Below are 20296 nucleotides of genomic sequence, written 5' to 3'. Positions count from 1 at the left end.
CGAACCCCGTTCGGAGAGAGCCCTTGTCAAATCGATTTACCAACACTTACTCTCCAGGTGATCAAATCACTTTCTGCCTTTACCTGGAGGCACCACTTGCGCCGATTAGCGCTCCCTGTCGCCCTCACGGCGATGCTCTTCCCCTTCCTCGCCCCAGAAGTCGCCGTGGCCACCTCCGCCGGCACGTCCGCCACCGTGCTCGCGGATCCCCCGCTGGCTGACGTTCAGGAGATCGGCCCCGGCCAGTACTCCGCCGACACCAAGACCTTCCAGCTCGCCGAGCTGGACGTGTCCGCGGGTGCGATCAGCCGCAAGCACGGTGTGGCTCTGACTGGCGGTGACCTGGCCCGGCCGCAGTCGGCCCCGGCCACCCGCCCCGAGCTGGGCGTCTTCGGGCCGGGCTGGCAGGCCGAGTTCGAAGGTGGGCAGATCAACCGGAAACTGGAGAACCAGAACGGCACCTTCGTCGTCACGGAACTCGACGAAGGGACGTCGACCAGCTACCCCCTCAAGAGCAGCGTCTCAACCCCCGACGGCGGCGCCATCACGATCTACGAGGCCGCCGACGGATCCAAGATCACCGAAACCACCAAGTGGGACGCGGTCGTGGGAGCGATGCGCACCACGACGACCGAGACGTACAAGACGGTTCTGGGCGCCCTGGACCCAGGCGACGAGCCCATGACCAACGCCGACGGCACCCCCGTCAGCGACGCCGACATCCAGCTCACCTACACCTGGGCACGCCCGTCCGGGGCACCGACCGCCGACCCCTGGCGGGTGACCAGCGTGGGCACCGTCGCCTTCGGCAAGTCCACGATCACCTACGACACCCAGGCCCGGGTCAGCACCGTCAACGAACCGGCCCGTGGCGAGAACCCCGCGTCCGTCACCAGGTTCACCTACGCCACCACCACCACGGCCACCGGCGCCTCCTTCGGCGACTACGCGGGTCGGCTCAAGGTGGCCACGGTCGCCTACGGAACCCAGGCGCCGCAGACCGAGGCCAGCTACTCCTACGACCCGAACGGCCTGCTGCGCACCGTGACCGACCCCAGCGTCGGCATCACTCAGGGAACCTACGCCTACGACTCGGTGGGACGCCTGTCGTCGATCGAGTCCGCCAGCAACGGCGCATGGCAGCTCACCTTCCCGGCGGGTGTCGCCGCTCCCCAGGTGACCGCCACCGGCACCGACATGCCGGCCAACGGCGGGACGACCGAGGGCGCGGCCGGACTCGACGACCCCAACGCCACCGAGCCGCCGGCCGGTGACTTCCTGCCGGACGGCGTGGATCCCCCGCAGTCCTACCCGAAGAAGTGTGACACCGCCAAGACCTGGATGTGGTACACGAAGTCGGGCTGCTCGGCCTGGGCATTCCACGGCGGCAGCTGGAAGAAGCCCGACTGGAAGCGGACCGCCAGCGGCTTCAAGGTCAGGGGCATCGTGCACGACCACTGCACGAAGCCGGGACCGGACCGCCCCCTCGGGTTCGACTTCCGACCGGCCTGTGACTCCCACGACTACGGGTACGGCCTGATGACCAACCAGAAGAAGCACTACAAGTATTACCTCGACCGCACTCTCTGGCGAAAGGCCGATGTGGACACCCGCTTCTACATCACCTTGAAGGACAAGGTGTGCGGTGGCTACTTCTTCCTGGTGCGGCCCTCCTGCAAGAAGCTCGCATCAGTTTATTACGCGGCCGTCCTGCTCTTCGGTATGCCCTAAGAACAGCGCTAGCACAACGTAAGACCTGCGCTGTGACCTTCCTCCGGGACCTTCCTCGGGCCGGATGGCGGCGTCGGCCGCTGTCCGGCCACCCCCTCATGCCGGCGTCGTTTCCCTGCACCTCCTTTATGTAAGGCGCGGTACGTCATGAAATTACCAGTCTTATCCTGTCTCATCGTGGCGCTGGCGGCCACGGCGATCGCGACCGGGCCGGCCTACGCGGCAGAGGCCCCTTCAGCGGCTTCTACAGCGACTCCCACAGCGGCCGCTTCGACCGCTTCAACCGCTTCGACCGCACAGCAGGCCACTTCGACGGCCCCCTATATAGAGCCCCAGCTGAGCGCGCGGGCGGCCGCCGCAGGCAAGATCAGAGTGAACGTGGTCAGCAAAACCCGCGCCGACATGCCGGACGCGGCCGCCAGCGGCCAGGTCGTCCAGCAACTGTCCCGCTTCCCCCTGATCACCCTGCACGTCGACCAGGCCGGGCTGGACCGGCTGTCCAAGCTGCCCAGTGTGGTCAGCGTGACCGAGGACAAACCGGTGCGGCCGGTACTGGCCGAGAGCATCCCGCTGATCGGCGCGGACAAGACCAGGGCCGCGGGCAAGACGGGCGCCGGCAGCGTGGTGGCCGTGCTGGACACCGGCGTCGCGGTCAACCACCCCTTCCTCAAGGACCGGGTGCTGGAGGAGGCCTGCTTCTCCCCCATCGACGCCGACTACTCCTCCACCAGCCTGTGTCCCGACGGCAACGCCGTGCAGGAAGGTCCCGGCTCCGCCGACACCGACCAGGGCCCGTGCGCCGACGTCGCGCTGGACTGCGACCACGGCACCCACGTGGCCGGCATCGCGGTCGGCGACGGCACGGGCGTGACCGGCGCCCCACCGGCCGGTGTCGCGCCCGGCGCCGAGATCGTCGCCATCCAGGTGTTCAGCAAGTTCACCTCCGAAGACCTGTGCGGGGCGGGCGCCGCTCCGTGCGTGCTCAGCTTCACCAGCGCCCAGCTCGCCGGTCTGGAGAAGGTGCTGGAGCTGAAGGACGAGGGTGTGCCGCTGATAGCCGCCAACCTCAGCCTGGGCGGCGGCCAGTACACCGCGGCCTGCGACGGCGACCCGCGCAAGACGGTCATCGACAGTCTGCGCGCCGCCGGGGTGGCCACCGTGGTCGCGGCCGGCAACGACGGCTTCGGCGCCGCCGTGGCCGCCCCCGCCTGCGTGTCCTCGGCCATCACCATCGGCGCCACCACCGACCAGGACGGCGTGGCCGCCTTCAGCAACCGCGGCGCGCTGCTGGACCTCTTCGCCCCCGGTGTGTCCATCGTCTCCTCCGTCCCCGGCGGCAAGTGGGCCTCCTTGAGCGGCACCTCGATGGCCGCCCCGCACGTCACCGGCGCCTTGGCCGTGCTGCGTCAGGCACTGCCCGACGCCACGCTGGCCGAGCTCGAAACCGCCTTGAAGACCACCGGCAAAGCCATCGCCTACAACGGCGTGACCACCCCCCGCATCCAGGTCGACGCCGCCGTGCTGGGAAAGGCCCCTAATCCCGGCGCCTGGCCCATCCCGCACTTCGAGAACATGACGAACACCGCGATCCCCGACCACGGCACCGTGACGTCCTCCATCCCGGTCACCGGCCTGCTCGGCAGCGCGCCCGCCACCACCGAGGTGTACGTCGACATCATGCACACCTGGCGCGGCGAACTGAAGATCGACCTGATCGCCCCGGACGGCAAGGTCTACCCGCTGCAGGCCAACGATCCCAACGACAGCGCCGACATCCTGCACGAGACCTACCAGGTCAACGCCAGCGCCTCACCCGCCAACGGCACCTGGAAACTGCGCGTGCAGGACGTCGAATGGCTCGACACCGGCTACATCGACGGCTGGTGGATCCGGCTGCCATGCTTCGGCAACTGGAACGACACCACCATCCCCGATCCCGGCGCCGCCGAATCCAGCATCGTCCTGGACTGGATCAACGGCAACGCCCCCACCCGCACCCGGGTCCATGTCGAGATCAATCACACCTGGCGCGGTGACCTGAAGCTCGACCTGATCGCGCCGGACGGCAAGGTGTACGCGCTGCGCGCCGCCGATGCCAAAGACGGCACCGACAACATCGACGAGAGTTACTGGGTGAACGCCAGCGCCTCAGCAGCCAACGGCACCTGGAAACTCCGCGCGGAAGATCTCGCCAAGGGCGACACGGGCTTCATCAACGGATGGACCCTGACGCTGTAGAGGCACCTGCTGGACGGCTGCTCGCGCGCCTGTCGCGGGCAGCCGCTCCGGCCGTCCTCGGTACCCGCGGACTCGACCGGCGTGACGCCCGGTATGTCATGATTTACGGGAAAGTGCGGGCCACTGAGATACTCCGGGCCATGGAGACGAGTGCGAGGACGGGCCGGGCGGTGCCGGACCATCCCGTGAAATGGACGCTGCGTTCCGCGGAGCCGGCGGATCTCGAGGCGATCGTGGAGCTCCGAGCGACGGTGATGCGCCCGGACCTGGAGCGGTTGGGACGGTTCGACGAGCATCGGGTCCGGCAGCGGCTGCGGGACTCCTTCGCTCCTGAGCACACATCGGTCATCATGGCCGCCGGCGCCTTCGCGGGCTCCGTCGCCGTGCGCCCGGCCGAGGACGGGCGGTGGCTGGAGCATTTCTATCTCGATCCCGGCCTCCAGGGCCGGGGACTCGGCTCGGCCGTCCTACGGACACTGCTGAAGCGGACCGATGCCGACGACGTACTCGTCCGCCTGAACGTCCTACAGGGCAGCGCCGCCCGGCGGCTGTACGAGCGTCACGGGTTCACCGTGGAGGCTCAGGACCCGATCGACGTCTTCATGGTGCGACGGCCGGGTGCGGGCGCCCCATGAGGTAGGTCGTCCGTATGGGCTCGATGCCTCGGGGTGGAACTCCCGGTGATCGGCATGGACGTCGGCGTCGGTCTTCGCATGGAAGGCCGTCAGCCGCCAAGTCGGTCTTCGCATGGAAGGCCGTCAGCCGCCAAGTCGGTCTTCGCATGGAAGGCCATCAGCCGCCAACCGTCCTGTCGGCCGCGACGACCTCAGTCGGCCAGGCCGCGGCGCAGGGCTGCGCCGAGTTCGGCGAGTTGCCGCTGTGACACCTCGGCGGACAGGATCGCCTGCGACCCGTGGAAGGTGCCGGGCCACTGGTGCAGATCGACCGACACACCCGCCTGCAGCAGGCGCAGCGCGTAGCCGATGCCTTCGTCGCGGTTCGGGTCGAACTCCGCGGTGGCGATGTAGGCGGGCGGCAGGCCGGACAGGTCGGTGGCCCGTGCCGGGGCGGCGTACTGCGTGGCCGGCGCGGTGCCCAGGTAGTACCGCCACGATGCGGTGACCGCGTCGCGATTTATCCAGGGCGTATCGGTGAAGTTCCGTGCCGACCAGGTGTCCTGCCGGTCGTCGAGCTCGGGCTCGTTGAGCAGTTGGAAGGAGATCGGCGGCCCCTGCTCATCGCGCGCCCGCAACGCCACCGCGGCCGCGAGCCCCCCGCCGGCGCTGTGACCGCCGACCGCGATCCGCCCCGCGTCGATGCCGAGCTCGGCGGCATTCTCGGCCGCCCAGGACAGCACCGCGTAGACGTCGTCCAGCGCGGCAGGGAACCGATGCTCGGGAGCCCAGCGATAGCCCACCGAGATCACCACAGCGCCGGAGCCGTCCGCGAGCCGGGCGGCCCAGAGGTGCTCGGTGTCCAGGTCACCCATGACGAATCCGCCGCCGTGCAGCCAGACGATGGCACCTTGGGCCTGGCGCGGGCGATAGATCCGCACCGCCACGTCCGGATCGGCGGGCACCACATGGTCCTCGACCTCCATGTCCGAGAGGTCCGGTGTCGGCCTCGCGGCGGCCGCCTTGGCGTAGTGCTCGCGGGCGGCGACCGGGTCGGTCAGATCGACCTGGGAGACCAACGGCAGGAATGCTTCAAGTTCGGGATTCATGCCGACCATTCTCACGGTCGCCACCCCTCGCGATCATCCGCCATCCGTCGGGCATCCCCACCTGGTCATGCACCGATCGGCGCTGCACTCCTGCAGCTCAGGGAGCTCGAAGGAGTAGCGGCCCATCATGGTGACGTGGTGCCGCACGATCAATTACCGGTGGTCAGGACCATGCGGAAGCGGGCCTGGCCGGAGACCATCTTCTGGAACGCCGCACCGGCTTCCTCCAACGGAACCTCCTCGGTCCACGCCCGGACGCCGCTCTGGGCGGCGAACCTCATGGTGTCCTGGATGTCGACCGCGATGCCGGAAGCATGCCCGTACACCCGCTTGGCCTCGTCCACGAGCTGCAGGGACGTGATGTCCAGCGGCTCCATGGCGACGCCGACAATGATGAGCTCACCGCGGCGCCCCAGCCCATCGACCGTCGCGGACATCGCCGCGGCGTTGGTCACCGTCGCCAACACCACCTTGGCTCCCCCACGGGCCCGCAGCGCGTCGGCCGTCTTCTCGGTGGCGCTGTCGATGTAGTGAGACGCGCCGAGCTTGTGAGCCAGCGACCCCTTTTCCGGGCCGCGAGCCATCGCGATGGTGTCGAAGCCCATCTTCGAAGCGAACTGAACGCCCAGGTGCCCCAGACCACCCAGACCAAGGACCGCGACGGTGTCGCCGGAACGCGCGGAGCTGCGGCGCAGCGCGTTGTACACGGTCACGCCGGCGCAGGCCAGGGGCGCGGCTTCCACCGCTGTCAGCTCGTCCGGGACCGAGGCCAGGGCGACGGCCGGTACCACGACCGAATCAGCGAACCCTCCGGCGTACGCGGCCCCCGGCACCTGAAGCTCGGGACAGAGGACGCCGTCTCCCTCCCTGCAGGCGTCGCAGTGGCCGCAGCTGCCGCCGTACCAGCCGACCGCGACCCGATCACCCACAGACCAGCCGGTGACGTCGTCGCCGATTATCTCGATGCGTCCCGCGATCTCGTGCCCTGGTGTGACGGGAAAGGTGGTGCCCGGAATGTGTCCGGCGGTGATCATCACGTCGGAGTGGCACACCCCACACGCCTCGACGGTGACCCGTACCTGCCCCGGCCCCGGCTCCTGGGTATCCACCTGAACCAGCGACATATCCCCGCCAGGCTGGGCGACCTGCATGGAACGCTGCATTGCAGAAGAAGACATGTCGTCTCCTTTTCTTACGAGAAGCAGCCGCCTTTCAGAGCGGCCTCTACAAGTCCACCATTTCACCCCACTCATCCACTGCTTGTCGGACCCCCTGTAAGGGTCGGCACCCAGGGGTGCGGTGGGAGCATCGGTACGTCTCGCGGGATGAGGTGGCGCTGACGGCCCGAGTCCATGGTCGAGTACGCGAAGAAGGCCGCCGACCGGGGCGGCCCCTCTCATCGTGCCGAGAAGAACGCACCCCGCTACTCGTCAGGAGGCAGGCGGGGGATGTCGGCCCGGTAGAGGCTGAGGAGCAGCCCATATGGCTCGGTCTTGGGGCCTGCGGCGTGCTGCCGGTCGTGGACCAAAGTGTCGAGCCGCTCGGCCAGCGCACGAGCCTCGTCAGAGGTGAGCCAGAGATGACGCAGCACGGTATGCCCGGGGTCATCGGGGCGGGCGGGCAACATCTCCGCCAGAGCGGCGTCGACGAGGAACTTCGCTCCGTCGCCACGCTCCTCGTCAAGCCTGAATCCCTTGCTGATGAGCTCGAAATGCTGCTCGGTGCCGCCACGCACCTGCCGCGTGCCCGCAAGGCGGACAAACCCCGCATCGCGCAGGATGCGTACGTGGTAGCCGACCGTGCCCTTGGTCGAACCGAGTGCCGTCATCAGCTCGCTCAGCGTGGCGGGGCGTTGACGTAGCAGGTTCACCAGGCGGTGGCGCAACGGGTGCCCGAGCGCCTTGAACTGCGCGGGAGAGCGCAACACCAGGTCCGGCTCAGCTTCCATGACGCAAGTGTCTAGGAACTTAGACGCTTTGACAAACTCGCCAGAGCGGCGACAGACTCCCGGGAAGAAAGCGTTGAGGATTCTCGACGCTTAGATTGGAAGGAACCTCGAATGCCCCTCTCAACGGCACATGTCGCAACAGATCGTCCGGCGCGTTACGTCAAGCAGCTGATCTCCCACATGGGTCACAAGGTCACCACCGAGCTCACCGGCGCCGGCAGAGGGACGATCACCTTCCGCGACGGCACCTGTTCGCTGGCCTCCACCCGGCAGGAACTGGTCCTGATCGCCGCCGCAGCGGACCCTGACTCCCTGAGCGGCGTGCAGGACGTCGTCACCCGGCACCTGCTGCGCTTCGCCACTCAGGAGGAGCTCCGCATCGGCTGGACCGACCCGATCGCGGGTGACACCCTCGAGATCGTCGCTCCGGCCGTCGACGACTACTTGCTCACCCACTGCACCCCGGCCGACCAGTTGCTGACGGAGCTGGCTGTCACGACACGAGAGGCCACCGGCCGTGCCGCCGGAATGCAGGTCTCGCCCGATGAGGGTGCGCTGCTGGAGATGCTGGTCCGGCTCTCCGGTGCCCGCACCGCCATCGAGATCGGGGTGTTCACCGGCTATTCGGCCCTGTGCATCGCTCGCGCGCTGCCCGCCGACGGCCGCCTGCTCGCCTGCGACGTGAGCAGCCAATGGACCGACATGGCCCGGCCCTTCTGGAAACGCGCCGGCGTCGACGACCGCATCGATCTCAGAATCGGCCCGGCCCTCCAGACGCTGCGCGCGCTCCCCGAAGAACCGGCCTTCGACTTCGCCTTCATCGACGCGGACAAGGCCAACTACCCTGCCTATTACGAGGAGATCATCCCACGGCTCAATCCCGGTGGCCTGCTCGTCCTCGACAATGTGTTCCTCGGGGGCAGAGTGCTCGACCCCGCCTTCCAGGAGGAAGACCATCAGGCGATGCGCCGCGTGAACCAGGCCGTCGCCAACGACGATCGGCTGGACTGCGTGATGCTGCCCGTCCGTGACGGCGTCACACTCGCCCGAAGGCGTTGAACCAGCGAGATCACGTCAAGCGTGCTCCGCGCAGAAGCAGCCGACGCCCTTTTCGATCCACTCCTGGCCGGCCCACTCCGGGTGCCGCTCGATCATCAGCGCCTTGACCTCCTCGACGATCGTCTCCTGGGTCATGGCCGAGTCTCGCCGTACCCAGGTCTCATCGCGCAGCAGCTCGAGATAGTCACGGACATCGACCAGCAACTGCCGGCCGGAGATGTCGCCGTGGCCGGGCACCACCACGTTCGGGTCGGTCGCGATCAGGCCGCGCATCACCTCGATCCAGCGCAGCCCCGAGACGTCGGTGTCGTACGGCGGGAACCACGGGAAGATCGAGAACTGTCCGGCATCGACCAGGTCACCGGTGAACAGCACGCCCGCGTCCGGCACGGTCACCACCTGGTCACCCTTGCTGTGGGCGCGGCCCGTGGCACGCAGCCGCACGACCCGGCCGCCCAGGTCGAGCTCGTACGCGCCGTCGTAGACCGCGTCCGGCGTGACCAGCTCGACGTCTTCCAGCTCCCGCGCGATCGGCGCGCCGAGGCCGCGGAACATCTCGAGGTACCCCGGCCCCTTTCCGGCCAGGTCCGCCGCCTGCGCGTCGTTGACGAGGTACGTCGCCTCGCCCGCGAAGGCCTGCGCGCCGAACGCGTGCTCAGGGTGGAAATGCGTCGTGGTCAGGTAGAGCTTGCGGCCCTTGGCGTACTCGGTCGCGAAGGCGAGCACCGTCTCGCCGTTGCGCGGACCCATGCCGGTCTCGACGACCAGCACCGAGTGGTCGCCGCCGATGACGCCGATGTTGGGCACGAGTTCTACCCGGCGGTTCGGGATCACCACCAGGTCGCGGGCGAGTTCCCGGACCTGGGTGATCTCGACGATCGGCTCGTGGAGGAGGGGTTCGGAAGGCATGCCCCGACCCTGCCGCCGGCGCGTGCGCGGCGTCCAACACCGATTCCGCAGGCCCGATACCGTACTGGTATCTTCGCTGATGATGGAGCTCCGCCTGCTGCGCTACTTCGTGGCCGTTGCCGAGGAACGGCACTTCGGGCGGGCCGCCGCCCGGTTGCACATGACGCAGCCACCGCTGAGCCGGGCCATCAAGCAACTGGAGACAGACCTGGGCGTCGTGCTGCTGCATCGTTCGGCCACCGGCGTCGAGCCCACCCACGCAGGCAACGCGCTGTACACGGAGGCGCGCACGCTGCTGGAACAGGCCGAGCAGGCACGCGCGCGAGTGACGGCAGCCGCCGGCGCCGTGACCCTCACCATCGGCACGCTCGCCGACAGCGCCGAAGAGGCCGGCACGCGCCTGGCCGCGACGTTCCGCCGCCGCCATCCCGAGGTCTCGATCCGGATCCGTGAGGCGGACTTCACCGACCCCACCACCGGGCTGCGCAACGGCCTGGCCGACGTGGCGCTGACCCGATTGCCCTTTGACGACGTCGGCATCAGCGTTCGGGTGCTGCGTTCCGACTCGATCGGGGTCGTCCTGCGCGCGGACGACCCGCTGGCCGGCCGCGACACCGTATGCCTGGCCGACCTCGCCGACCGTCCCTGGTTCCAGCTACCAGAAGGCACGGACCCGGTCTGGCGCGCCTACTGGAACGGGGCGACGCCCGTCGGCGAGCGGCCGGCCGGCCCGGTGGTGCGCACCGTCAACGAATGCATGCAGGCCGTCCTCTGGAACGGTACGGTCGGCATCGCACCGCTCATCCACGCCCTGCCCGACGGGCTGACCTGGGCGCCCCTGACCGACATGCCCCCGAGCCCCCTCGTCGTCGCCTGGGCGACCGAGCATGAGAGCCCCCTGGTCCGCTCATTCGCCCACATCGCCGTTGACACGTACCGGTCGGCGCAAACGTAGTCGAGCTCGTACGACCGCGTCGTGCGCCGGGTCAGGCGGATGATCGGCGGTCGCCGCCGAAGGACGTGCTGCGGCCGGGGCGTTGCAGGGGCCGTCGGCGGTCAGGCGGGCGCCTGTCCGAACAGGTAGCTGCCGTAGTTCATTCCAGGGGTCGCGCGCCCACGCTCGAAACTGGGATCTGCGGTTGGCGTTAGACTTGTACTTGTTCGAGCACCTATCGGTGATGGCGAGGTAACTCCGCGTGGGCAGGCCGAAGGATTCCGGCGAGACCGTGGATGTCGCGTGTACGCCGCTGCCCGCCTCGGCCCAGGCCGGGGCGATGAACCACGCGATCGTCCGCGTCGCCCGCCTGCACCGCATGCTCGCCGCCCAGCTCCTGCGCCGCGTCGGCCTGCACCCCGCCCAGGAGCTGGTGATGATGCAACTGTGGGACCACGGCCCCCAGCGTCAGGTCGACCTGGTCCGGATGCTCGGCTCCGACGCCGCCACCATGACCCGCACCATCCAGCGCCTGGAACACGCCGGGTTCGTCCGCCGCAAGCCCTGCCCCACCGACAAACGCGCCACCATCATCGAGGCCACCCCCGCCAGTCAGGCCGTCCGCCGGCAGATCGAAGACATCTGGACCGAGCTCGAAACCGCCACCACCGCCGGCCTCACCCCCGACCAGCAGGCCGAAGCCCTCAAAGTCCTCCAGCGGATCGAAGACGGCCTCGCCCGTGCCGTCTCCGGCTGAGATCTCCGCTTCACCCGGCCCCGTCGAGGCGTGACCTGATCAGAACCTCCACTCCGTCCAGGATCCGGTCCAGGCCGAACCCGTAGTCGAAGTGCCGCTCCTCCTCAGGGACGCCCGCCGGGTAGTCGAACGCCCCCGCGTCGACCGCCTGGCGCAGCGCGGGAAAGCGCCGCTCGTCGGCCAGCGAGCCGAGCAACGTACTGTAGGCGGCGATCGACTCCCCTGAGGCGGCCTGGCCGAGATCCACGGTCAGCCGCGCGGTGGTGAGCATGTAGTTGGCCACCAGCAGCACCACGCCGGCCTTGTCGCTTTCGCTGAGCCCGGTGCCGCGCAGCACGGCCAGGGCCCGGTCGGTCCACGCGAGCTGGTTGGGCGTGACGGGCGGCCCGGTGACGGGCAGGTGGACGATCCACGTGTGGGCGCGCAGCATCTCCCACTGCGCGCGGCACCAGCGTTCCAAGCCGGGCCGCCAGCCCTCGCAGGGCCCGTCCAGCTCGGCGGGCACGGCGGCCACCGAGTCCAGCATCAGCAGCAGCAGCTCGTTCTTGCTCTTGACGTGCCGGTAGAGCGACATCGTGGTGAACCCCAGCCGCTCGGCGACCCTGGCCATCGACACCGCTTCCAGGCCGCCCGCGTCTGCCAGATCCACCGCCGCCCCCGCGATGCGGCCGAGGCTCAGCCCGGTCCTGGGCTCGGGCGCCGGCCGGTGGAGCCGCTCCCAGAGCAGGTCGAGCCCGGCCGGCAGCTTGTCGTTCATCGTCTCCCGCTTTCATGGTCGCGCTTATGCCAAGTGTATGTCATACACTCGGTGTATGACATACACAGCACTGATCGCGGGCGGCGGAATCGCGGGTACGGCGGTCGCGATCGCCCTGCGCAAGGCGGGGATCGACGCGGTGGTCCACGAGGCGTACGACACGACCGCGGACAACGTGGGCGCCTTCCTCACGCTGGCGGTGAACGCGCTCGACGCCTTACAGGCGATCGACCTCGACATGGGCGAGGTCGGCTTCGACACCCCGCGCATCACGATCACCAGCGGTTCCGGCCGGAGGATCGGCGAGCTCCCGTACGGCACGGGCGCACCAGGGGGCCTGGTGAGCCGTACCGTCAAGCGCGCCGACCTGTACCGGTTCCTGCGCGAGCAGGCCGTCGGCCGAGGAGTGCGCATCGAGTACGGCAAGCGGCTCGTGGACGCGACGAGCACCGGCGGCGGGGTGGTGGCGCGATTCGCCGACGGGAGCGCGGCCGAGGCGGACCTGCTGATAGGCGCCGACGGCCTGCGCTCGCGCACCCGCGAGATCATCGACCCGGCGGCCCCGGGCGCGCGGTACGCCGGACTGCTCAACACGGGCGGCTACGCCCGCGGCGTCCCCGCCGCCGGGGAACCCGGCATGATGCACGCCATCTTCGGCAAGCGCTGCTTCTTCGCCTACATCGTGCACCCGGACGGCGAGGTGTGGTGGGCGGCGAACCCGGCGCAGGCCGCCGAGCTCACCCCCGCCGAAGTGGCGGCGATCACACCGGAGGAGTGGCGGACCCGGCTGAGCGAGCTGTTCAGGCGCGACCACGGGCCCGCGCTCGACATCATCGCGGCGACCGGCGAGATCTTCGCGGGCTGGAACACCTACGACGTACCCACGGTGCCGGTCTGGCACCGCGACCGGATGATCATCATCGGCGACGCGGCCCACGCCACCGCCCCGTCGATCGGGCAGGGTGCGGCCATGGCCATCGAGGACGCCGTCGTCCTGGCCAAGTGCCTGCGCGACGGCCCCGACGCCGCGTCCGCGTTCACCGCCTACGAGCGGGCGCGGCGCGAACGGGTCGAGCGCGTCGTCGAGCAGGGCAACCGTACCGGCGGCTGGAAGGCGCTGAGCCCGCTGGCCAGAGTGCCGCGCGACGTGATCATGAGCCTGGGCATGAGGCACCTGGCCAGGACCGGCAACGACCCGAGCCGCTGGATCTACGAGCATCGCCTCGACTGGGACGAGCCCGCGTGGAGCGCCTCTCACCATTAAAACTGACCAATAGAACCTATTTGGTCAGTTCGTTGGCTAAGGTGGCGGTGACTCGACAGGAAGGGAGTCGTCATGAAGGACGCAGTCAGGCGTGGCCGCGCGCTGGTGGTCGGGCTCGGGATCGCGGGCATCGCCACCGCGCTACAGCTACGGCAGGTCGGCTGGGAGCCGGTGCTGGTGGAACGGGCCCCGGCACGCCGCTCGGGCGGGTACTTCATCATGCTGTTCGGCACCGGTCTGGCCTCCGCGCGGCGGCTGGGCGTGCTGGAGGCGATCGGCGACCGTACCCCGCGGCCCGCCCCTTTCGAGGTGAACCGGGCCGGACGCCGCACCGTCGGCATGAGCCTGGCCAACCTGCCCGGCAAGCCCCGGGTGGTGCTGCGCGGCGACATCGAGCGGGCGTTGTTCTCCGCGCTGCCGGCCGATGTGGAGATCCGCTATTCCACCGTGCCCACGCGCATCACCCAGGACGACTCCGCGGCGGAGGTCACCCTGCACGACACCGCTTCCGGCGCCATCGTCACCGAGCGCTTCGACCTGGTGGTGGGCGCCGACGGGATGCGATCGACCGTACGCAGGCTGGCCTTCGGTCCCGAGGATCGCCTGCATCCGCTGAACTACATGATCGGCGCCACCGTCCTGGACAAGCCGATAGAGGGCCTCGACCAGGAGCAGGGCTTGATCCTGGCCGAGCCTGGACGCTCGGCATGGATCTTCCCCTTCTCCGACCACACTCCGGGCCTGCTGTTCTCCTACCGCACCGACGACATCGACGCCGAGTTCGCCCGCCCACCGCTCGAATCCATCCGCGCCGCCTTCGGTCCGCAGCCCCCCGGACCGCTCCTGGAGAGTTTGCTGACGGCGTTCGAGCACGCTCCGGAGGTCCTGTTCGACTCGGTGAACCAGGTCAAGATGCCGCGCTGGCACCAGGGGCGGGTCGTGCTGGTCGGCGACGCCGCCTGGTGCGTGACCTTGTACGCGGGTATGGGCGCCTCCAGCGGCATGGCCGGAGGCGAGTTGCTGGGCACCATGCTGCAGCGCCACGGCGACCTGCCCGCCGCGCTGCACGCGTGGGAGGCCCGGATGCGGCCGTTCATCCAGACCGAGCAGGACACCGCGCTGATCATGCGCAGGATCTTCACCCCCCACGACCGCAAGGAGCAGCTCCTGCGCGCCGCGATGCTGCGCCTGATGCGCTCCCCGGTCATCGGGCCGACCATGGGCCGGATAATGAACGGCGCGGACATGAAGAACAAACAGTTCGACGTCGCCGCCGTGTGACGCGTCCCGAGCACGGAAGAACAGGACAGCCCAGGTGAGCCAGCTGATCGAACACCACTCACGCAAAGCCGCCCGCATCCTGGACAGCGCACGGGAACTGGTGCTCGACCATGGTGCGCACAAGGTCACCGTCAGCGAGATCGCCCGCGCGGCAGGGGTCGGCAAGGGCACCGTCTACCTGTACTGGCCCGCCAAGGAGGACCTCATCCTCGGACTGTTCGCCCGCGAACTGCTGACCTTCCTGGATGAGATCCTCGCCCGCATCACCGCCGACCCCGCCACCGTGCTGCCGCGCCGCCTGGCCCCGCTGCTGATCCGCACCGGGCTGCGGCTCCCCCTGGCACGCCGCGTGCAAAGCGGCGACGCCGACCTGCTGCGGCTGCTCACCCAGCAGGCCGGCGACCGCGAGCTGTTCGCCCGCACCACACCCAGCGCCATGTGCGAGACGGTCATGCCGATCCACCACCGCCACGGCCTGATCCGTCACGACCGTCCCTTGCCCGACCTGACCTACGCCACGCACGCCGTACTCACCGGCTTCGGTGTCGCCCTGTCCGACCCGGCCACCGCCGTGTTCGGCGCGAACGACCCTGACCAGGTCCTCGCCGACACCGTGGCCCAGCTGCTCGAACCCCCCGTAGCCCCCGGCGAGCAGGCCATCGCGGCAGCCGCCGAGGAGACCCTCGCCGTCCTGCGCCAGCATCAGGAGGCGATCCTGGACCTCATCGAACGCAGCCAGACTCTCCAACAGTGAGCAGGACCTGAGTCGCCGGGGAGGGTGGGAGCAGCCTCGACGAAGTCAGGACGGTCCGGCACGACCGGACGGGCCGGGTCTGGTGAACGAGACGGGAAGGTATACGCGAGGAACCGGTGTCTTTACGCCTCTTGACCATCATCGAAGAGGGACTCGACCGGCACGCCGCGATCATCGACCCGTCACCGCGCGGTCGCTGACGGGCTGGCCGTTCAATCCTGCTGAGGCAGTTCCTTCAGTGAGGAGTACTGGAACCTCCAATCGTCCAATAGGACCTCTTTGAGTTTGACCAAGCCGAAAATCCCGCCGCTGACACCGTTCCACAGCGACATCACCTGGATGCTGCGGTACTGCTCGCGGTTGGGGGTGACGACAGCGACGACGTGATGCATGTTCCCCTCAATCAGAATGACATCTCCAGCGTTGATATCGTTCTCCCCTGGCGTCTCCAGGTTGTGGGTGACCTTCTTCGTTCCCTTGCTGACGAGAAAGCCGAGCAGGCGCTCGGCGGTGGTACGGGTCTTCAGAGGGCGATCGGCAGTGCTCTGTCCGTCGTCGCTCAGGTAGCTGCCGCGAAGGACTTCCATCGACACGAGACCGGCCTCGGCGGCCGCGGCCAGCACCGCTTCCCAGCAGTTGATCCGCGCGGTGACAGGGAGCGGATGGTCGAGCGCTGACGGGTCGTTGACCCACTCCGTGAAGGTTTCGCTGGGGCCAGGGATCCAGGTATAGGCACCGCGCCGGTCGGCCAGCAGCGTCAGGAACGCATCGACCCGCGTGGCCGGCGGCGGCACCGGCGGAGTCGTGTCCGGCAGCCCGAGAGCACGTTCCATTTTCGTGATCTCCTGCCGCACAATTTTGGCGGTAATGGTCTGATACGCGATTCCATCGGTAATGGTCCGATACGCGTTGATGGCTTTGATCGACCCGGTGACGAGGTGCCAGTGGGGGTCGCCCGGGTACCTTAGCCGCATCTCGGTGAGGGACATCCCCGGGTACCTTAGCTGGATCTCGGCGAGGAACATCTTCGTGTGCTCGCGGTCCCGCATTTCCTCCTGTGCTTCCTTCGGCGTGGGGTAATAACCCACTCGCGCTGGAAGATTGTCCTCGATCCACCCCCAGAACTCCTCGAGGGTCTTCCCGAGGTTCGCGAAGGCTTCGACGTCCCGGACGTTCACGGTCATAAGTTGGCTCGCTTTCCAGGAGAAGTCGAGGATGACTACGGGGGCGCATTGATCCACACGCTAGCCCTCAATGCGGGGCTTCAGCTAGGGCCTGTTCCCAGTCCGGATCAGGGGCTGCTGGTCACAATCGAGTGACTGGCTCTCGCCGAAGTGCGAGCGGGCGGTACCCCTATTGCATGACGCGCGGTGATGTGACCGATACCGAATGGGAGCGGCGCCAGTACCCGCCTGCTCAACGAAGAGAAACTCGACCGGCACGCCCCGATCATCGACCCGTCACCGCGCGGTCGCTGACCGACTGGCCGTTCAATCCTGCCGAGCCAGTTCCTTCAGTGAGCAGTACCGCAACGTCGTGGAAGTTTCCGGGATGTGCGGTAGGACGTCGGCGAGTTCGACCAAGCCGAAAATCCCGCCGCTGACACCGCTCCACAGCGACATCACCTGGATGCGGCGATACTGCTCGCGGTTGGGGGTGACGACAGCGACGACGTGATGCATAGGCTTGTCGCACGGAATAAGAATGACATCGCCAGCATCGACGTCGTTCTCCCCTGGCGCCGGGTGGTTGACCTCCTTCGTTCCCTCGCGGACGAAGACGTCGAACAGGTGATCGGCAGTGCGCTGTCCGTCGTCGCTCAGGTAGCTGCCGCGAAGGACTTCGATCGACACGAGACCGGCCTCGGCGGCCGCGGCCAGCACCGCTTCCCAGCAGTTGATCCGCGCGGTGACAGGGAGCGGATGGTCGAGCGCTGACGGGTCGTTGACCCACTCCGTGAAGGTTTCGCTGGGGCCAGGGATCCAGGTATAGGCACCGCGCCGGTCGGCCAGCAGCGTCAGGAACGCATCGACCGGCGTGGCCGGCGGCGGCACCGGCGGAGTCGTGGACGCCAGGCCGCGAAGGGCTTCCTGCATCGTGATCATCTCCCGCACAATTTTGGCGGTAATGGTCGAATGCTCGTTAATGGCGCTGACCGACGCCATGACGAAGTCCCGGGCGAAAACGCCCGGGTACCTTCGCCGGATCTCGGTGAGGGACATCCCCGGGTACCTTAGCTGGATCTCGGTGAGAAACATCTTCGTGTGTTCGCGGTCCCGCATTTCCTGCGACGTGGGGAGGCCAGAAAATGGCGAGAGGTGAAAACCGACCTGGAGTGTGCCGTTCGCGGTTTGCTCAGCGAATTCCACGTTTGAAAGACGTTTCCTGAGGAGCGTGAGGTCGTCGAGGAAGCTTTCTACGTCCCGGGCGTTCACGGTCATAAGTCGGGTCGCTTTCCAGGAGAAGTCGAGGATGACTACGGGGGCGCATTGATTCACACGGTAGCCCCCAATGCGGACTTCAACTAGGGCCTGTTCGTAGTCCGGATCAGGGGCCGCTGGTCACAATCGGGTGACTGGGGAGACCGGGAGAAGCCGTGGGAAGTCAGGCCGCGAGTTCGACTGGTTGGCCGTTGAGCCCTGGGTACCAGCGGGCGAGGTCGTTGTTGAGGACGCGGGTGCGGACCTGGAGGAGGAGGTGGGCGCCGCGTGGCGACCAGCGCATTTGTTGTTTCTTGACCATGCGGCGGCTGATGACGTGGTTGACGGTGGCTTCGGCGGTGGCGCTGGAGATGGGTTCGCCGCAGCGGTGGCGTTCGCCGTAGTTGGGGATCTGCTCGCGGTTGCCTGCGATGTAGCCGCGGAACTCGATGACCCGAGAGAAGAACGCGCGCTGCCTGTCGTCGGGCTGGTCGGCGCAGAGGAGTTCGAAGTCGTCGACGAGGTCGGTCAGCAGGTCGAGGGCGCGGAAGGGTGTTGCCGTGCCACAGGAAGTGCTTGATCCGCTCCAGCGTCTGGTCGGTTCGGTCGGGGTCGACGGTGAAGGTCTCGGCGTCCTGGTCGTCGCCTGGGGTGGGTAGGGAGCGGGTCATCTGGCGGAGCACGGTGAGGCGCATGGTGATGTGGAACCAGTCGAGGTAGTGCTCGGCTTGGGGGTTGAGGTAGCGGGGCAGGGTGCGGATGTCCTCGCCGCCGTCGGTGAGGAAGACGATCTGCTGGTTGTCGGTCAGGCCTTGGGAGCGCAGGACTTCGTACAGGCGTCGTTTGGGTTTGTGATCGTAGGTCTGGACGAAGGCGAAGCATTTGGCGGGGCCGCCGCCGGTGGGGGTGCTCTTGCCGGTGACGGCCTCGAACCAGCCGTCGCGGCGGGAGGTCTGGTTGCTGGAGTGGACGTAGCCGCCGTCCAGGGCGACGACCAGGGGAAGGTCCGGGCGGGGAGATGAAGAAGATCCTCTCGGAGATCCAGTCGGGCGCCTTCACCGAGAAACTCATCGCGGACGACGACGCCGGTGGGCCGGCGCTCACCAAGTACCGCGAGGAGGGCGCCGCCCACCCGATCGAGGTGACCGGAAAGAAGCTTCGCGACATGATGTCGTGGGTCGACCGCCCGATCACCGAAACCGCCTGATCTCAACGATGTGAAGCGCCCGGCCGAAGTCTGCGGCCGAGCGCGCATGATCGAAAGAGAGAGAGGAATTCCGTGTTCAGCAGACGGAAGGCGATCGGCGCCGCCACGATGGCGGCCGGCGCGACGCTGGTTCTGGGCACGCCCGCGCAGGCGACGCCGCCGGGACCCGGCGTGGTCGGCACGATCATCGCCCAGAAGACGGTCGGCGACACCGACTACATCCTGCGCGAGATCACGATCCCGGCAGGTCAGGCCACCGGGTGGCACTACCACACCGACACCCTCTACGGCCGGGTCAAGAAGGGCACGCTGAGCCACTTCGACTCGACGTGCGAGTCTGACGGGGTCTACCCGCGCGGCAGCCTCATCCAGGAGCCGAGCGGTGCGGACCACGTGCACATCGGCACCAACCGCGGTTCTACTCCGGTGGTGCTGGAGGTCCTCTACGTCCTGCCGACCGGCTCCCCGTTGTCGGTCGACGCGCCCAACCCCGGATGCGACTTCCAGTGATCGGCCGTCTCGCGTGAGGTGATCCGGGCCCGACGAAAGAGACGCGCGCCGGTTCAGCGGTGCCGGACCGGCGCGCCTCCGTCACGACGATTCAGTGATCGTTCACGCTTCTTCAAGTTGGCTCCTGAGGCCAGGGACAGCGCGGCAAACGGGTCAATCTCCGCCTGTCCGACGCCGAGCACGCCGCGCTGGAGACGGCCGCCATCCGGCACCAGCAGACTCTGGCCGGGTACGCAGGCGCCGCCGCGCTGGCGGCCGCGCGCGACGAAATGCCCGCCGACGCCGGAGAGGCCCGCTCCGGCTGCCAAGGCGGTGATCCGCAACAGCCCGTGGCCTTCGACGCGGTGCTATCGGTCTTGAACCGCTCCTCGTTGCTCTTCGGATCCGAAGGTGGCGGCCGGCCGGCGCGATCCCCCGGCGTCGAAGCGGTAAAACGGCGCGGCAAGTTCCTCGAGCGAGGCGTACTTGATAAGTACTGGACAGAAAGCGGAAGCGCGCTGGTCGAGAGCCTTCTTTTATGGTCCGCGATAGAAAAGTCAAGTGGAATTTGTTGATGACGAGTGGACTATCACTGGATTCGTCACCGGTTCTGCAGGCCTGGCCGGCTGCCATCCAGATTTTCGGGAGTTCTGCCGCCATGAAACTCCTACCGAGCTGTGTGGCGTTCATCACATACCCAATGTTAATTTTTACACAGAACACCTACTACCGTAGACATTCAGCCTGTGCGCGATAAGTGACGGGCGTTCTGGTCTCGTCACATGGTGTGATTTTGATCATCTCGGCCGGGCATGGTGAGATCGT

At 67.9% G+C, this 20296-nt stretch carries 21 protein-coding genes; 13 read left to right on the top strand and 8 right to left on the bottom strand.

The window, feature by feature from the left end; all coding sequences use genetic code 11:
* Positions 1-96: 96 nt before the first annotated feature.
* From AB0F17_RS63330 to AB0F17_RS63320, 3 genes are all read left to right on the top strand, one after another.
* On the top strand, positions 97-1731 hold the full coding sequence (locus AB0F17_RS63330; protein ID WP_358046299.1) for a phospholipase A2: 1635 nt from the start codon (positions 97-99) through the stop codon (positions 1729-1731).
* A 378-nt stretch (positions 1732-2109) separates the two neighbouring features.
* Positions 2110-3969: a S8 family serine peptidase gene (locus AB0F17_RS63325; protein WP_358046296.1), complete on the top strand. Its 1860-nt coding sequence runs from the start codon at positions 2110-2112 to the stop codon at positions 3967-3969.
* A 140-nt stretch (positions 3970-4109) separates the two neighbouring features.
* On the top strand, positions 4110-4604 hold the full coding sequence (locus AB0F17_RS63320; RefSeq protein WP_358046293.1) for a GNAT family N-acetyltransferase: 495 nt from the start codon (positions 4110-4112) through the stop codon (positions 4602-4604).
* A 191-nt stretch (positions 4605-4795) separates the two neighbouring features.
* On the opposite strand, the gene AB0F17_RS63315 is transcribed toward AB0F17_RS63320, so the two are convergent.
* The 3 genes from AB0F17_RS63315 to AB0F17_RS63305 all read right to left on the bottom strand — a co-directional run bounded on the left by AB0F17_RS63315 (position 4796) and on the right by AB0F17_RS63305 (position 7640).
* On the bottom strand, positions 4796-5692 hold the full coding sequence (locus AB0F17_RS63315) for an alpha/beta hydrolase (protein ID WP_358046290.1): 897 nt from the start codon (positions 5690-5692) through the stop codon (positions 4796-4798).
* A gap of 149 nt (positions 5693-5841) precedes the next feature.
* Positions 5842-6870, bottom strand: a complete 1029-nt coding sequence (locus AB0F17_RS63310) for an alcohol dehydrogenase catalytic domain-containing protein (RefSeq protein WP_358046287.1) — start codon at positions 6868-6870, stop codon at positions 5842-5844.
* A gap of 245 nt (positions 6871-7115) precedes the next feature.
* Positions 7116-7640, bottom strand: coding sequence for a winged helix-turn-helix domain-containing protein (locus tag AB0F17_RS63305; RefSeq protein ID WP_358046284.1), 525 nt, complete (start codon positions 7638-7640; stop codon positions 7116-7118).
* Positions 7641-7751: 111 nt separating this feature from the next.
* Between AB0F17_RS63305 and AB0F17_RS63300 the strand changes: the two genes are divergently transcribed.
* Entirely contained in the window at positions 7752-8699 is a 948-nt protein-coding gene (locus AB0F17_RS63300) for a DUF2218 domain-containing protein (RefSeq protein ID WP_358046281.1), read from the top strand.
* Between the two features lie 15 nt (positions 8700-8714).
* Here the strand turns inward: AB0F17_RS63300 and AB0F17_RS63295 are convergent, their stop codons facing one another.
* Positions 8715-9608, bottom strand: coding sequence for an MBL fold metallo-hydrolase (locus AB0F17_RS63295; RefSeq protein ID WP_358046278.1), 894 nt, complete (start codon positions 9606-9608; stop codon positions 8715-8717).
* Between the two features lie 79 nt (positions 9609-9687).
* On the opposite strand from AB0F17_RS63295, the gene AB0F17_RS63290 reads away from it, so the two are divergent.
* Positions 9688-10563 (top strand): LysR substrate-binding domain-containing protein, encoded by an 876-nt coding sequence (locus tag AB0F17_RS63290; RefSeq protein ID WP_358046275.1) that lies wholly within the window; start codon positions 9688-9690, stop codon positions 10561-10563.
* 241 nt (positions 10564-10804) lie between these two features.
* A complete protein-coding gene (locus AB0F17_RS63285; protein WP_358046273.1) occupies positions 10805-11299 on the top strand; it encodes a MarR family winged helix-turn-helix transcriptional regulator in 495 nt (164 codons plus the stop codon).
* A 10-nt stretch (positions 11300-11309) separates the two neighbouring features.
* Here AB0F17_RS63285 and AB0F17_RS63280 read toward each other — a convergent pair whose 3' ends face one another.
* Positions 11310-12056 carry a TetR/AcrR family transcriptional regulator gene (locus AB0F17_RS63280; protein WP_358046270.1) on the bottom strand — a complete coding sequence of 249 codons (747 nt, stop codon included), beginning with the start codon at positions 12054-12056 and terminating at the stop codon, positions 11310-11312.
* A 55-nt stretch (positions 12057-12111) separates the two neighbouring features.
* Between AB0F17_RS63280 and AB0F17_RS63275 the strand changes: the two genes are divergently transcribed.
* From AB0F17_RS63275 to AB0F17_RS63265, 3 genes are all read left to right on the top strand, one after another.
* Positions 12112-13320: an FAD-dependent monooxygenase gene (locus AB0F17_RS63275; RefSeq protein ID WP_358046267.1), complete on the top strand. Its 1209-nt coding sequence runs from the start codon at positions 12112-12114 to the stop codon at positions 13318-13320.
* Between the two features lie 72 nt (positions 13321-13392).
* Positions 13393-14601 carry an FAD-dependent monooxygenase gene (locus AB0F17_RS63270; RefSeq protein ID WP_358046264.1) on the top strand — a complete coding sequence of 403 codons (1209 nt, stop codon included), beginning with the start codon at positions 13393-13395 and terminating at the stop codon, positions 14599-14601.
* Positions 14602-14635: 34 nt separating this feature from the next.
* Positions 14636-15355, top strand: a complete 720-nt coding sequence (locus AB0F17_RS63265) for a helix-turn-helix domain-containing protein (RefSeq protein WP_358046262.1) — start codon at positions 14636-14638, stop codon at positions 15353-15355.
* Positions 15356-15567: 212 nt separating this feature from the next.
* Here AB0F17_RS63265 and AB0F17_RS63260 read toward each other — a convergent pair whose 3' ends face one another.
* Together AB0F17_RS63260 and AB0F17_RS63255 are read right to left on the bottom strand one after the other, a co-directional pair.
* Positions 15568-16539 carry a hypothetical protein gene (locus AB0F17_RS63260; RefSeq protein ID WP_358046259.1) on the bottom strand — a complete coding sequence of 324 codons (972 nt, stop codon included), beginning with the start codon at positions 16537-16539 and terminating at the stop codon, positions 15568-15570.
* 306 nt (positions 16540-16845) lie between these two features.
* Complete coding sequence (locus AB0F17_RS63255) at positions 16846-17796, bottom strand: hypothetical protein (protein ID WP_358046256.1); 951 nt, start codon at positions 17794-17796, stop codon at positions 16846-16848.
* Positions 17797-17926: 130 nt separating this feature from the next.
* Here AB0F17_RS63255 and AB0F17_RS63250 point away from each other — a divergent pair, with 130 nt between their 5' ends.
* The 4 genes from AB0F17_RS63250 to AB0F17_RS63235 all read left to right on the top strand — a co-directional run bounded on the left by AB0F17_RS63250 (position 17927) and on the right by AB0F17_RS63235 (position 19492).
* On the top strand, positions 17927-18355 hold the full coding sequence (locus tag AB0F17_RS63250; RefSeq protein WP_358046253.1) for a hypothetical protein: 429 nt from the start codon (positions 17927-17929) through the stop codon (positions 18353-18355).
* A 121-nt stretch (positions 18356-18476) separates the two neighbouring features.
* Positions 18477-18797, top strand: a complete 321-nt coding sequence (locus tag AB0F17_RS63245; RefSeq protein WP_358046251.1) for a hypothetical protein — start codon at positions 18477-18479, stop codon at positions 18795-18797.
* Positions 18794-18982: a hypothetical protein gene (locus tag AB0F17_RS63240; protein WP_358046248.1), complete on the top strand. Its 189-nt coding sequence runs from the start codon at positions 18794-18796 to the stop codon at positions 18980-18982. Before AB0F17_RS63245 ends, AB0F17_RS63240 begins: the two co-directional genes overlap by 4 nt.
* Positions 18983-19054: 72 nt before the next feature.
* Complete coding sequence (locus AB0F17_RS63235) at positions 19055-19492, top strand: cupin domain-containing protein (RefSeq protein WP_358046245.1); 438 nt, start codon at positions 19055-19057, stop codon at positions 19490-19492.
* Positions 19493-19545: 53 nt separating this feature from the next.
* Here AB0F17_RS63235 and AB0F17_RS63230 read toward each other — a convergent pair whose 3' ends face one another.
* Positions 19546-19815, bottom strand: a complete 270-nt coding sequence (locus AB0F17_RS63230) for a hypothetical protein (RefSeq protein WP_358046242.1) — start codon at positions 19813-19815, stop codon at positions 19546-19548.
* Positions 19816-20296: the final 481 nt, after the last annotated feature.

Source organism: Nonomuraea sp. NPDC026600, from assembly GCF_040638335.1.
GTDB lineage: Bacteria > Actinomycetota > Actinomycetes > Streptosporangiales > Streptosporangiaceae > Nonomuraea.
This window is presented reverse-complemented; position numbering and strand designations above follow the sequence as displayed.

Coding starts and splice junctions, on each gene's coding strand:
- AB0F17_RS63320 (WP_358046293.1), top strand. CDS start 4,110: ATGGAGACGAGTGCGAGGACGGGCCGGGCGGTGCCGGACCATCCCGTG.
- AB0F17_RS63315 (WP_358046290.1), bottom strand. CDS start 5,692: ATGAATCCCGAACTTGAAGCATTCCTGCCGTTGGTCTCCCAGGTCGAT.
- AB0F17_RS63310 (WP_358046287.1), bottom strand. CDS start 6,870: ATGTCTTCTTCTGCAATGCAGCGTTCCATGCAGGTCGCCCAGCCTGGC.
- AB0F17_RS63305 (WP_358046284.1), bottom strand. CDS start 7,640: ATGGAAGCTGAGCCGGACCTGGTGTTGCGCTCTCCCGCGCAGTTCAAG.
- AB0F17_RS63300 (WP_358046281.1), top strand. CDS start 7,752: ATGCCCCTCTCAACGGCACATGTCGCAACAGATCGTCCGGCGCGTTAC.
- AB0F17_RS63295 (WP_358046278.1), bottom strand. CDS start 9,608: ATGCCTTCCGAACCCCTCCTCCACGAGCCGATCGTCGAGATCACCCAG.
- AB0F17_RS63290 (WP_358046275.1), top strand. CDS start 9,688: ATGATGGAGCTCCGCCTGCTGCGCTACTTCGTGGCCGTTGCCGAGGAA.
- AB0F17_RS63280 (WP_358046270.1), bottom strand. CDS start 12,056: ATGAACGACAAGCTGCCGGCCGGGCTCGACCTGCTCTGGGAGCGGCTC.
- AB0F17_RS63275 (WP_358046267.1), top strand. CDS start 12,112: ATGACATACACAGCACTGATCGCGGGCGGCGGAATCGCGGGTACGGCG.
- AB0F17_RS63270 (WP_358046264.1), top strand. CDS start 13,393: ATGAAGGACGCAGTCAGGCGTGGCCGCGCGCTGGTGGTCGGGCTCGGG.
- AB0F17_RS63260 (WP_358046259.1), bottom strand. CDS start 16,539: ATGACCGTGAACGTCCGGGACGTCGAAGCCTTCGCGAACCTCGGGAAG.
- AB0F17_RS63255 (WP_358046256.1), bottom strand. CDS start 17,796: ATGACCGTGAACGCCCGGGACGTAGAAAGCTTCCTCGACGACCTCACG.
- AB0F17_RS63240 (WP_358046248.1), top strand. CDS start 18,794: ATGAAGAAGATCCTCTCGGAGATCCAGTCGGGCGCCTTCACCGAGAAA.